The following is a 12,952-nucleotide window of genomic DNA, read 5'->3' as shown; positions in this document are numbered from 1 at the left end:
TTCAATATAGCTCGAAAATAAATAAGGGAAAGTTATGTCTAAAGTTGCTTTGATTACCGGTATTACTGGCCAAGACGGTTCATATCTGGCTGAGTTTTTACTTGAAAAAGGCTATGAAGTTCATGGGATCAAAAGACGTGCATCCTCTTTCAACACTACGCGCGTAGACCACATTTATCAGGATCCTCACTCCCCAAATCCTAAACTTCATCTACATTACGGCGACCTGACTGATACATCGAATTTAACTCGTATTTTAGAGCAAGTTAGACCAGACGAAGTTTATAACTTGGGGGCGATGAGCCATGTCGCTGTTTCATTTGAATCCCCAGAATACACAGCTGATGTTGATGCCATCGGTACATTGCGACTGCTGGAAGCTATTCGCTTCTTAGGGTTAGAGAAAAAAACGAAATTCTATCAAGCTTCAACCTCTGAACTGTACGGACTGGTGCAAGAAATCCCACAAAAAGAAACTACACCATTCTACCCACGCTCACCGTATGCAGTAGCAAAACTCTACTCATATTGGATTACTGTGAACTATCGTGAATCCTACGGCATGTATGCTTGTAACGGTATTTTGTTTAACCACGAATCTCCACGTCGCGGTGAAACGTTTGTAACACGTAAAATTACCCGTGCATTAGCAAACATCTCTCAAGGTCTGGAGTCTTGCCTGTACTTAGGAAACATGGATTCTCTGCGTGACTGGGGCCATGCACAAGACTACGTGAAAATGCAATGGCTGATGCTGCAACAGGAAGTCCCTGAAGACTTCGTTATTGCTACCGGCGTACAGTACTCGGTAAGACAGTTTGTTGAGTTTGCTGCTGCCGAACTGGGCATTACTTTACGTTTTGAAGGTGAAGGCGTTGATGAGAAAGGTATTGTAGAAAGCGTAACTGGCGACAACGCCCCTGGTGTTAAAGTTGGCGATGTGATCGTGGCGGTTGACCCACGTTATTTCCGCCCAGCAGAAGTAGAAACTCTTCTGGGCGATCCATCAAATGCGCACAAAAAACTCGGCTGGAAGCCAGAAACAACCCTTCAGGAGATGGTCGTCGAAATGGTGCGGCACGACCTGGAAGCCGCAAAGAAACATTCGCTCTTAAAGTCTCATGGTTTCAATGTAGCGCTGTCTCAGGAGTAAAGTAGATGATTAAAAGCAAGGTCTATGTTGCTGGTCATAAAGGGATGGTCGGTTCGGCCATCGTCAGGAACTTATCTGTCAGGGATGATGTTGAAATTATCACTGCTGACAGAAATGAACTTGATTTACTTGATACCAATGGAGTTAACGATTTTTTCCGTAAAAACAAAATAGACCAGGTTTATCTTGCAGCAGCAAAAGTTGGGGGTATTATTGCTAATAATACTTATCCTGCTGATTTCATTTATCAGAATTTAATGATTCAAAATAATGTTATCAATGCTGCGCATAATAACGGTGTCCAAAAGTTAATGTTCTTAGGCTCATCCTGTATTTATCCTAAACTAGCAACTCAGCCTATTACAGAGGGGCAGTTGTTACAAGGGACTCTCGAGCCAACCAATGAGCCTTATGCCATAGCTAAGATTGCGGGTATCAAATTATGCGAGTCTTATAATCGCCAGTATAATCGTGATTACAGATCCGTGATGCCCACCAATTTGTATGGTGAGAACGATAACTTCCATCCGAGTAACTCGCATGTAATCCCAGCCTTGATGCGTAGATTCCATGAAGCCAAACAAGAAAACGCTTCTGAGGTTGTCGTATGGGGCAGCGGTAATCCGATGAGGGAGTTTCTCCATGTTGATGACATGGCTGCGGCTTCCATCTATGTGATGGAGTTAGATTCTGAGACTCTTAACCAGAATGTTCAGCCTATGCTGTCTCATATCAATGTTGGCACAGGTATTGACTGTACAATCCGGGAACTTGCAGAAACAATCGCACGAGTTGTGGGCTTTGAAGGTAAAATTACTTTTGATGCTGAAAAACCTGATGGCGCCCCCCGCAAATTGCTGGATGTGAGTCGTCTTCAGAATTTGGGTTGGAAGTATAGTATTGATCTGGAAGAAGGGCTCACAAGAACATATCAGTGGTTTTTAGCTAACCAAGGTAAATTCCGTGACTAAACTTGCTTTGGATGATAGTGTTTTCAAAACTATTGTTAAAAATACTCCTCTGATTTCAATTGATCTCATTATAGAAAATTCTAATAGTGAAATTTTACTAGGTGAAAGGGTCAACAGACCCGCGAGAGGGTACTTATTCGTTCCCGGTGGACGGATAAGAAAGGATGAGACAATAAATGAAGCTTTCATTCGGCTAACTCAGATGGAATTGGGGATTGCCCAGTCATTGAGCTCAGCTAAATTCCTTAGTGTTTATCAGCACTTTTATGATGATAATTTCTCCGGGGATGATTTTTCAACCCATTATATTGTTTTGGGTTATAAGCTCTTTCTGAATAATGATGAGCTTAAACTTCCTGAGGAACAACACTCGTCATATAGTTGGATATCTAAAGCTGATATTCTTAATCATCCTAAAGTACATGATTATACTAAGGATTATTTTCGAACGACTTCATAACATTTTATCTGAGTCCATATGAAAATATTAGTCTATGGTATTAATTACGAGCCGGAACTTACTGGGATAGGTAAATATAGCGGAGAAATGAGTCGGTGGTTTGCTGATAACAATAATGAAGTTACCGTTGTTACGGCGCCACCGTATTATCCCGAATGGAAACTGACTAAACCCTATAAGAACAGATATAGTAAAGATGTTGTCAATAATATATCTGTATTCCGCTCGCCACTTTATATACCGGCAAGGCCAGGGTTTGTAAAACGAGTTCTTCATCTGTCCTCATTCGCTTTAACCTCCAGCGTTAATTTATTGAGGCTGGTGAAGCTCAAGCCTGATGTAGTAATATATGTTGTACCAACGCTTTTCTGTGCGTTACCAGTATTGATTTACACCAAGATCACAGGCGCTAAATCTGTTATTCATATACAAGATTATGAGCTTGATGCAATGTTTGGTCTGGGAAGCGGTAACGGAAAAGGAAGCAAGTTATCGTCATTTCTTTATTATTTGGAACGTAAGATTCTTAAAAAGTTTGACAGAGTATCTACTATCTCCAAAAATATGCTGAACAAAGCAAGAGCAAAGGGTGTAGAAGATAAAAACCTTGTTCTGTTTCCTAACTGGTCAGAAACCGATAGGTTTAGAAATGTTGTTGTGCCTGTGGATTTTTACTCGGAACTCGGCATAAGTCGAACAAGTAAAATTGTTTTATACTCAGGCAATATCGGTAAAAAACAAGGCTTAGAAAATTTGATTCCTATAGCCAAAAAGTTTGAAGACGAGGATATCGTCTTTCTAATTGTAGGTGACGGTGTAGGTAAAAAAGATTTGTACGATGCATCGGTTAATGCAGGTTCGAAAAATATCCTTTTTAAACCTTTGTTACCGTATGAACAGTTACCAATGCTGTTAGCTATTGCTCATTGTCATCTGGTAATACAGAAGAAAGGTGTTGCTGATGCGGTTCTACCCTCAAAACTAACTAATATACTTGCTGCCGGTGGACAGTCTGTAATTACAGCTGAAGCTGACACAGAATTAGGTATGGTTTGCAGGGATAACGAGGGACTTGCTGTCCTTGTGGAACCTGAAAATGAACTGGCTCTTGAGGAAGGTATCAGGAAATGCTTGCAGTTGCCTAAGTTTAATCCTGTTGCTCAACTTTATGCTGAGAATAATCTAGCAAAGGAAAATGTAATGGCGAGTTTCCTAGCTGAGCTTCAGAGATTGTCAAAAATATAACTGTAGATTTTAGCATTCATTAGGGACAAGCAAGCAGGGATTGCTTTAGCTGGAGTTATAATGAAAAAACTTACTTCTAATATAGCTTTTCTGATGTCGGAAAAAGTTATCGTTTTACTTATTGGTTTACTGTCTAATGTCGTCGTCATTAGATATTTAGGGGTTGAGAATTTTGGCAATCTCGCGCTGTTTCAAGTTTATTATGCATTAATAGTATCGATTACTGAATTTGGTCTGAGAAGAGTATACTCGTCCTTACAGAGTGTAAAAAGGGAAAAGCTCGTTTTTCTGCAAACTCTAAAAATAAAAATACTCATCTCATTTATTTTTAGTTTGGTGGTAGTCTCGTTTATTGGCCTTCGTGGGGATGAAACATATTATTATTGGCTATTACTTGCGGTGCTCGCATCTCCTTTGGAACTTTATGTTTACCATTTTGAAGCCAATCTTAAAAATGATTTATTGGTTAAAATACGAGTTACCGTTGCGATAGCGTTAGCAATTCTTAGAATAGCGTTGTGTTTGTTAAAAGCCGATCTGTATCTCATTGCTATTTCTTTCGCATTAAACAACTTAATCATAAATATTATATGCTGCTTCATGGTTACCAGAAGGGATAATTTCTTAGTAAAAATTAAAAGCAATTCTGCAAAAAAAATAATTACTAAGCATATATTCGAGAGATCGTTTTTCTTCTGGGTTTCAATGGTTATCGTGCAGGTTAACATGCGAACTGACCAGCTAATGTTATCCAGCATTGCAACTGTAGCACAGGTTGGGATCTATGCAGGGGCATATAAGTTAATTGAACAATTAATGGCAGTGCCGAGTATTTTATCTTCAGTTTTCCTTCCTTATATAAGTAAGAATAAAGAGATAAATAAAGATGACTATTTAACGAAACTGTATGCATTTATTATTTTTACGACGTTAATCATCTCTGTACCAGCGGTATTGTGTGCTCCGTATATAATTCCTCTTTTATTAGGTAATGGCTTTGAAGCGTCCGTTTCGGTGTTTCAGATACTGTGTCTTTCATTCCCATTCCTCGCTTTAGCGAATATCAGTGGTTTGTACTATAGCCTTAATATGTTGGAGAAGTTCGCAGTCTTCCGTAATGCCTGTGGCCTTGGTTCAAGTTTGCTCCTTAACTATATTTTTATAAAAGAGTTTGGTACTAACGGTGCAGCTTTTTCTGTTATGATTAGCTACTTCTTAATATCATTCGTTTACGAATATGCACTTAAGCAAACCCGTAAGAATGCAGTAATGAAACTAAAAGCAGTAAAATTTATCTTCACGCCGTATTTCTATTCAGAGTTACGCTCTTTAGTTAAACCCCGATAGCTATTAATACTTATAGAGGGAAGTATGCTTAACCGTATTATCAAAAACAAACAAAAAAAGAACGTCTTCTGGTGGGAACCTAAGGATGGTAGCCATAATGCAGGAGATCATTTAGGGAAAGTTATTGTTCAGTCTATATTAAGCACGCGCGATTTTGAAATTCTTGGAAAAAAATCTTCACGTAATACACTCTTCAGTATCGGCTCGGTTATGCATTTTGCCAAAAATGGAGACTGTATTTGGGGGACAGGCATCAATGGCAAAATTGATAAGTCAAAACTTAAATTTAACAGCTTAGATGTTCGCGCAGTTCGGGGCCCTAATACCAGAGATTTTCTAAAGAAAGAGAAGGGTATTATAGCTCCGGAAGTTTTCGGGGATCCGGGATTATTACTACCACTGTTTTATAGCAAGGAATTATTAGCCGATAGCCAGTTAAAGAGAGATTTTATTGTCATACCCCATATGAATGAAGACTTTAATTTGTACGCTAAATATAAAAGTAATATTTGCTCGCCCAACCAAGGCGCAATTGGGTTCACTAAAGAAATTGTGAACAGTAATTTTGTTATTTCAAGTTCTCTACATGGCGTTATTTTAGCTGAAGCCTATGGTATTCCTGCAGTGTTTTTAAGTGCAAACAGCGGTGAGTCACAGTTCAAATATGATGACTATTATTTTGGCACCGGTCGTAACACTTACGCACGCGCAAAGACTGTTGAAGAAGCGTTCGACTTGCGTACAGACGGAATTACAGACCTGAAAAATATTCAGGCAGGTCTGTTAAAAGCATTTCCATTCGACTTGTGGTGATATGAATGAAGCGACGAGATTTGATTAAGTTAATCCTGGCAGCAATTTATTCTAATACATCTTTTAATGTGTTTGCGTCAGTAGGCATAACTGATGAAAATAGCAATGTAGATAAAAATAAAACCCAGAAGTCAGATCTCGTTGTTGACTATATCAGTGACATGATTAAGTTAGACAATGTCTCTGACGGGCAGAACATTATGGTTAGAAATCACTCATCTGGATTACCATATGATACACCCGCCATATTCACGGTTATAAACAATAATAAATTAGTTAAGGAAAATGCAGGAACTTGTTTTACTGGTGTTTCGGGAGTAAAATTTATAAGAAAATCTAGTTCTCCGCTGGAGGTAAACTGGTTTGGCGCAACGGAAACAAATATTAAGATAAAAGATTTGGTTAGTGAAAGTGATAAAGAGATTTTGAGGATAATAAAAACTGTCACTGGAAAAGAGTATTCTGATGGAGACTATTTTAATAATCTGGCATTAGCAGCTGCATTTAAAGCCTGTGGTGATGGCCAACAGGTTGTGCTGGGAAATAATAAAAAATACATGATTAATAAACCTGTGGATTGTTATTCATGTCTAAATATTGACTTCCAGAACTCAACTTTAAAAGCTGATGCAGATATGCCGGCTGGCAGTTATGTTCTGAGCATCGGAAAGCAACTTTACTCTATTAAAAGTGAAGATCTTTACCTCGAACAGGGTAGTACTAAATTATCACTCCCTGAATCAGTTAAAAAGGGTGATTTGAAACCGGGCGATCTTATTAGTTTGAAATCAACCGATGTGAGAAATGGTGAGCAGTATAAGAATATTCGTCCATATCATCACGGTATGCGAGCGGTGATTACAGAGGTGAGTGATTCTTATATAGTTTTTGATAGACCAGCCTATTCATCATTCAAAATATCAGAATTAATCGTACACAAAGGTTCAAACTCGACCAGTCTGTTAAATGCAAATATAGATCTAAAGGCATCACGCAAGGTCATGCCACCTTTATCGGGCGTTAAGCTTACCGGTACTAATATCAATATCAATAATGTAAAAGTACGGGGTAATGAATTTTGTGGTGCAGGTCTGCTTGTACTTGGGTGTAAATCAAGAGTTGTGAATACTTTCGTTTCTGGTTTTTGTAATGTTCAGGGGCTGCCGTTGCCGGGACGGGTTGGTTATGGCATCTATGTTGATTGCAGTGATACCCGGGTTGAAAAAAGCCATTTTGAGAGTAACAAACATCACGTGACTTGTGCTTCCCGCGACTATGTTATGTCGAATATCACTGTCACAGATTGCACTGCAATTACCTCAGATAAAGATATACATAACGACGTAAATGCCAGTTTTGATCTTCACTCAAATGTTATAGGTAATATTGAGTTCCATCATTTAAAAATTACTACCAAAGGCCCTGCCTTCAATATCAGAAACGGACAAGCTACCATTACCGATTGTGTTATTTCATCATCCAGATATAATAAGAACACTCCTGCACTAATTAATGTTTTTGAGTATAAGGATGTCAGTAATATCTCTTTTGAGAGAAACAGAATCTATTGTGGTGAAAATATTCGACTATTCCATTTTGGTGAAATGTCCAAAATTGAAAATATATCTATAGTAAATAACTCTGGTAATGTTGCTGGTATTTTCGATGCGGATATTATGGGCTGCGATATCACTAGCATTAATATTTCCGGTAATCGTTTCAATAAAATGAAGTTTTTGCTAAATTTTAATTCTAAAAATAAAAAATCAAATATCAAAAACATTAAGCTTGTCGATAATCTTTTCATCCAATCGGCTAACTCAAAAAACAGTAACAACATAATGATAAATCTGGCATCTGACAGTCAAGACAGTTTCACTATTGGTAACTTCACAATAAGAGACTCTAACTTCTTTGTGAAAAAACATGCTGTAAGTATTGTTAATGTTTCGATTAACAACGGTCTGGATATTGTCAAAACTAAAATGAAATCTTACCAGGGAATAGGAGCTGTTTCATTGCATTCTAGCTATGTTAATTCATTTGCTATTAATGACCTGATTTCCAATAGTACTTTGTCTGTACCGTTTTCCGATAGTGATAACCGAGGCGTTAAAAAGTTTGAGCTATCGAACTCGGAGATAGCAACCGTTGAGTTTGATCTCAATGAAGTTGCTCAAAAGAAAGCAAAAATCAATGCTGCAATTAATGGCAACAAGCTGGGTTCTGATTCTACTTCGCCAATCCAATTTAAAGCAGGCCAGGTTCAAATATTAGAAGAGTTTTATGTTTCTAACAACGATTTTATTACTAACAGGGGATTGCCGGTCTTTTCTCCTCCAGGGATAATAAACAATAGTCCTTTTAAAGGTAATAGGCTTTCTACTTTAGTGGGTGAAAAAACTGAAAGACGTTCGCTCACTAGTTGGTCAAGATGAAATCATATCTCAAGATATTTAATTTAATTGCTTAGAGGGAATATAATGATCGTTCCAGTAATAATGGCTGGCGGTACCGGTAGTCGTTTATGGCCAATGTCTCGCGAGTTGTATCCAAAACAATTTCTGCGACTCAATGGTGACCAGTCCATGCTTCAGGATACCGTATCCCGTCTGGATGGTTTAAATGTCTCGGCCCCGGTGTTGATTTGTAATGAACAACATCGTTTTCTGGCAGCCGAACAACTGCGTCAAATCGATCGTTTATCAAATAATATCATTCTTGAACCTGTAGGACGTAATACCGCTCCAGCTATAGCTCTAGCTGCCCTGAGTATTATTGCTAGCGGTCAAAATCCGCTGATGTTGATTCTTGCTGCCGATCATGTTATTGAAAATACCGAGGCATTTCACCAGGCGATCCATGCAGCGACGCCGCTTGCTAAGCAGGGAAAACTGGTTACATTTGGCATTGTTGCCACAGGCCCTGAAACGGGTTATGGCTATATTCAACGAGGCGATTCGTTTGGCAAATCAGCTTTTGATGTAAGACGTTTTGTTGAAAAACCTGATTTGGCAACGGCGGAAGAGTACCTCGCCAGCGGGGAGTATTACTGGAATAGTGGCATGTTCCTGTTTAGTGCTGAGCGTTATCTGCAAGAACTTGCTACCTTCAGACCTGACATACTGGAGGCTTGTCAGAAGGCAATGTCTGGCGTTAAAGTTGATTCCGTGCAGGACTTTATTCGGGTTGATCTGGAGGCATTTTCTAACTGCCCGGATGAGTCTGTTGATTATGCCGTAATGGAAAATACCTCTGATGCAGTCGTCATTCCATTAGATGCCGGATGGAATGATGTAGGTTCATGGTCAGCTTTATGGGAAGTTAACGAACAAGATAGTAATGGTAATGCCCTGACCGGAGACATCTTTGTCCACAAGACGGCAAACTGCTACATAAATACAGATGATACTCTGGTTGCTGCTATCGGTGTTGAGAATTTGGTGATTGTTAATACCAAAGATGCAGTCCTGGTGATTGATAAATCTCAGGTTCAGGATGTGAAGAAAGTGGTGGAGTTCCTTAAAACTAATAACCGCCGCGAATATCGTCTTCACCGCGAATCATATCGCCCTTGGGGACGTCAAGACAAAGTCGTTGATACCCAGCGCTACCAGATAAACAGAGTCACGGTGAAGCCCGGGGGAAAATTCTCGCTGCAAAAACATTTGCACCGTGCTGAACATTGGGTCGTCCTGGCAGGTACAGCTGAAGTTACCTTGGAAGATAAGACTTATCTGTTAACTGAAAATCAGTCAACATTTATCCCGATCGGTTCTGTTCATATGCTCGTAAACCCTGGTAAAATCCCCTTGGAACTTCTGGAAATTTCATCAGGATCATATTTAGGCGAAGACGATATTATTCGATTAAAAGATCACTACGGTCATTGTTAACATCAGGGAAAAGTTTATGTCTGAGACATTAAAGTGCTTTAAAGCTTACGATATTCGTGGAAAATTAGGCGAAGAATTAAATGAAGAAATTGCATATCGTATTGGACGTGCTTATGGTGAATATTTAAAACCTAAACAAATGGTGTTAGGCGGCGACGTCCGTCTTACGAGTGAAGGGCTTAAACTCGCACTCGCAAAAGGTTTGCAGGATGCAGGAACTGATGTTTTAGATATTGGGCTTGCAGGTACTGAAGAGATCTATTTTGCTACATCGCATTTGAATGTTGATGGGGGGATCGAAGTTACCGCCAGTCATAATCCATTAGACTATAATGGTATGAAATTAGTCCGTGAGCAATCTAAACCAATTAGTGGTGATACTGGTCTCCGAGATATACAAAAGTTAGCAGAAGCCAACGTTTTTGCTGCTGTAAATGAAGTGCAGCGTGGCTCATATAAACAAGTATCTGTTCTTGATGCCTATATCGAAAAACTATTAAGTTATGTCGATTTGAAGAACTTTAATCGCCCTCTAAAATTAGTAATGAACTCCGGAAATGGTGCAGCAGGCCATGTCATTGATGCCATAGAGTCGCGTTTCAAGGTTGCGGGCGTCAACGTTGAGTTCATTAAAGTACATCATGTTGCCGATGGTAACTTCCCTAACGGTATACCTAATCCTCTGCTGCCTGAATGCCGCCAGGATACAACAGATGCGGTTATTGCGCATCAGGCAGATATGGGGATTGCCTTTGATGGTGACTTCGATCGCTGTTTCCTTTTCGATAATGAAGGGAATTTCATCGAAGGCTACTATATTGTCGGCTTGCTGGCTGCCGCCTTCCTGGAGAAAAATCCAGGAGCTAGAATCATTCATGACCCACGCCTTAGCTGGAATACAGTTGATATTGTTGAACAAGCGGGTGGTATTCCGGTGATGTCCAAAACGGGTCATGCTTTCATCAAAGAGCGTATGCGACAGGAAGATGCGGTCTATGGTGGGGAGATGAGTGCCCATCATTATTTCCGTGATTTTGCTTACTGCGACAGTGGCATGATTCCATGGTTGCTTGTTGCAGAATTATTGTGTGTAAAAAACAAAACATTAAGCCAACTAGTTGGTGATCGTATGGCTGCATATCCCGCTTCTGGTGAAATTAATAGTTCTTTGGCTGACCCTGCTAAAGCAATTGCCCGTGTTCTTAACCAATATGAAGAAAGCGCACTCAATGTCGATTATACTGACGGTATTAGCCTTGAGTTTGCTGACTGGCGATTCAACTTACGGAGTTCTAATACTGAACCGGTTGTTCGTCTGAATGTTGAGTCGAGAGCGAATAAAGCTTTAATGAGTGAGAAAACAAAAGAAATTTTAGATATCCTTCGCTCGTAATTATTTATTGAGTGGTCGGCCTGCTATGCCGATCGCTCATTTTATTGTTAGGTTGCAGCTTACTATTAAAATATTGCAATGGTTAATTGGTAATTTTTTTTGAATGCTATTCTTTTATCTTTTAATCTATATTTTTTTTCGTACTCTCACTTTAGGTTGTTGACCTACAGCTAACATGAGTGAAAAATAGAATGACAATTCTTCATCATCGTACACGTTCAAATGCAAATGCCTCATTGATCTCAATGGTTCAGAGGTTTTCAGATATTTCAATAATTTTCTTGGGTTTGTATGTTGTTGCATGGCTTAACAACAAGGATTTTGACTATAAATATATATTAATTGCCCTTATGGTTTTGGTCATCTTTCAAATGATTGGTGGTATGACGGATTTTTATCGGTCATGGCGTGGTGTTAAAATTTCTGTTGAACTTATTCTTATAATAAAAAATTGGACTCTTAGCATTCTCTTGGCAATAGGAATAGTCTCGCTGTTATCTGACTTTGATTTTAGTGTTAATGTTTTTATCTTCTGGTATATATTTGTAGTGTTGGGTTTTATTATTTGTCGTTCGACAATACGTTTAGGCGCTGGTGTACTTCGTAAATTTGGATATAATACACGCCGAGTTGCTGTTGTTGGTTCTACACCTGCAGGTATTAGCCTTCTTCGTGGCTTTTTGGATGAACCTTGGCTTGGCTTTGTAGTTAAAGGTATATACGATGATAATCCTTTACCTGACTATGGAGACGTTCCGTTTGGCGGTTCGTTATCTACTTTAATCCAGGAAGCTCGTGACGGTAACATAGACCGTATTTATATTGCGCTAAGTATGAAGGATGAGGTCCTTATTAAGAGTCTGGTTGCTAAGCTAACTGACACTACTTGCTCGGTGTTGCTAATTCCTGATATCTTTACTTTCAATATTCTCCAGTCGAGGACTGAAGAGATTAATGGTGTTCCTGTTGTTCCTCTCTTTGATACACCGCTGAATGGCATCAACATGCTTTTTAAGCGCCTTGAGGATATTATTGTTTCTAGTATTATTCTTGTTCTTATTTCACCGGTTTTATTTTTTATTGCGTGTGCTGTTAAATTTTCTTCACCCGGGCCGATTATTTTTAGGCAGGTTCGATATGGTATGGATGGCAAGCCAATAAAAGTTTGGAAGTTTCGTTCAATGACCGTTATGGAGAATGACGACAAAATAATTCAGGCAACTAAAAATGATGTCAGGGTAACTAAGGTTGGCCGTTTTTTACGTAGTACTTCTCTTGATGAGTTGCCTCAATTTATAAATGTTTTATTTGGACAAATGTCTGTTGTTGGACCACGTCCACATGCAGTTTCTCATAATGAGCAATATCGTTCTTTAATTCAAGGCTATATGTTAAGGCATAAAGTTAAACCAGGAATTACAGGCCTGGCACAAATTAACGGTTGGCGTGGTGAAACAGATACCTTGGAAAAGATGGAAAAACGAATCGAATATGATTTGTTGTATATAAGGGGGTGGAGCATCTGGTTAGATCTTAAGATTATCTTCCTCACTGTCTTTAAAGGCTTTATAAATAAATCAGCCTATTAATTATATGCTGGTTAAGGTTGTCATGGCGCATTCATAGTCTATAGTCCAATTTTTATGTCTTGTGCTAGTTAACAAATTTTCACTA

At 39.0% G+C, this 12,952-nt stretch carries 10 protein-coding genes; all 10 read left to right on the top strand.

The genetic code is table 11. The features are described from left to right. Positions 1-34: 34 nt before the first annotated feature. Positions 35-1,153 carry a GDP-mannose 4,6-dehydratase gene (gene gmd / locus FHW76_RS02750; protein WP_065803509.1) on the top strand — a complete coding sequence of 373 codons (1,119 nt, stop codon included), beginning with the start codon at positions 35-37 and terminating at the stop codon, positions 1,151-1,153. 5 nt (positions 1,154-1,158) lie between these two features. Next, the gene (locus tag FHW76_RS02745; protein ID WP_117123142.1) at positions 1,159-2,124 is read left to right on the top strand and encodes a GDP-L-fucose synthase; all 966 of its coding nucleotides are present in this window, start codon (positions 1,159-1,161) and stop codon (positions 2,122-2,124) included. Next, positions 2,117-2,584, top strand: a complete 468-nt coding sequence (locus FHW76_RS02740) for a GDP-mannose mannosyl hydrolase (RefSeq protein ID WP_308142974.1) — start codon at positions 2,117-2,119, stop codon at positions 2,582-2,584. Before FHW76_RS02745 ends, FHW76_RS02740 begins: the two co-directional genes overlap by 8 nt. 18 nt (positions 2,585-2,602) lie before the next feature. Next, positions 2,603-3,829, top strand: a complete 1,227-nt coding sequence (locus FHW76_RS02735; protein ID WP_129765738.1) for a WcaI family glycosyltransferase — start codon at positions 2,603-2,605, stop codon at positions 3,827-3,829. A 60-nt stretch (positions 3,830-3,889) separates the two neighbouring features. Continuing rightward, positions 3,890-5,176 carry a flippase gene (locus FHW76_RS02730; RefSeq protein WP_183476190.1) on the top strand — a complete coding sequence of 429 codons (1,287 nt, stop codon included), beginning with the start codon at positions 3,890-3,892 and terminating at the stop codon, positions 5,174-5,176. 24 nt (positions 5,177-5,200) lie between these two features. Further along, positions 5,201-5,989 (top strand): polysaccharide pyruvyl transferase family protein, encoded by a 789-nt coding sequence (locus FHW76_RS02725; protein WP_117123139.1) that lies wholly within the window; start codon positions 5,201-5,203, stop codon positions 5,987-5,989. Positions 5,990-5,994: 5 nt separating this feature from the next. Beyond that, a complete protein-coding gene (locus tag FHW76_RS02720; RefSeq protein ID WP_183476187.1) occupies positions 5,995-8,427 on the top strand; it encodes a hypothetical protein in 2,433 nt (810 codons plus the stop codon). Between the two features lie 45 nt (positions 8,428-8,472). Then, positions 8,473-9,885 (top strand): mannose-1-phosphate guanylyltransferase/mannose-6-phosphate isomerase, encoded by a 1,413-nt coding sequence (locus FHW76_RS02715; RefSeq protein ID WP_117123137.1) that lies wholly within the window; start codon positions 8,473-8,475, stop codon positions 9,883-9,885. A gap of 16 nt (positions 9,886-9,901) precedes the next feature. Next, the gene (gene cpsG / locus FHW76_RS02710; protein ID WP_117123136.1) at positions 9,902-11,278 is read left to right on the top strand and encodes a phosphomannomutase CpsG; all 1,377 of its coding nucleotides are present in this window, start codon (positions 9,902-9,904) and stop codon (positions 11,276-11,278) included. Positions 11,279-11,469: 191 nt separating this feature from the next. Beyond that, a complete protein-coding gene (gene wcaJ, locus FHW76_RS02705) occupies positions 11,470-12,867 on the top strand; it encodes an undecaprenyl-phosphate glucose phosphotransferase (RefSeq protein WP_117123135.1) in 1,398 nt (465 codons plus the stop codon). Positions 12,868-12,952 lie beyond the last annotated feature (85 nt).

Origin of the sequence: Klebsiella sp. RC2, from assembly GCF_014192815.1 — a bacterium.
Lineage (GTDB): Bacteria > Pseudomonadota > Gammaproteobacteria > Enterobacterales > Enterobacteriaceae > Klebsiella > Klebsiella variicola.
The sequence above is the reverse complement of the archived record's forward strand: the minus strand, read 5'-3'. Positions and strand labels throughout refer to the sequence as shown.

Excerpts from the sequence above, each read along its gene's own strand:
- gmd (WP_065803509.1), top strand. The coding sequence starts at position 35 with ATGTCTAAAGTTGCTTTGATTACCGGTATTACTGGCCAAGACGGTTCA.
- FHW76_RS02745 (WP_117123142.1), top strand. The coding sequence starts at position 1,159 with ATGATTAAAAGCAAGGTCTATGTTGCTGGTCATAAAGGGATGGTCGGT.
- FHW76_RS02735 (WP_129765738.1), top strand. The coding sequence starts at position 2,603 with ATGAAAATATTAGTCTATGGTATTAATTACGAGCCGGAACTTACTGGG.
- FHW76_RS02730 (WP_183476190.1), top strand. The coding sequence starts at position 3,890 with ATGAAAAAACTTACTTCTAATATAGCTTTTCTGATGTCGGAAAAAGTT.
- FHW76_RS02725 (WP_117123139.1), top strand. The coding sequence starts at position 5,201 with ATGCTTAACCGTATTATCAAAAACAAACAAAAAAAGAACGTCTTCTGG.
- FHW76_RS02720 (WP_183476187.1), top strand. The coding sequence starts at position 5,995 with ATGAAGCGACGAGATTTGATTAAGTTAATCCTGGCAGCAATTTATTCT.
- FHW76_RS02715 (WP_117123137.1), top strand. The coding sequence starts at position 8,473 with ATGATCGTTCCAGTAATAATGGCTGGCGGTACCGGTAGTCGTTTATGG.
- cpsG (WP_117123136.1), top strand. The coding sequence starts at position 9,902 with ATGTCTGAGACATTAAAGTGCTTTAAAGCTTACGATATTCGTGGAAAA.
- wcaJ (WP_117123135.1), top strand. The coding sequence starts at position 11,470 with ATGACAATTCTTCATCATCGTACACGTTCAAATGCAAATGCCTCATTG.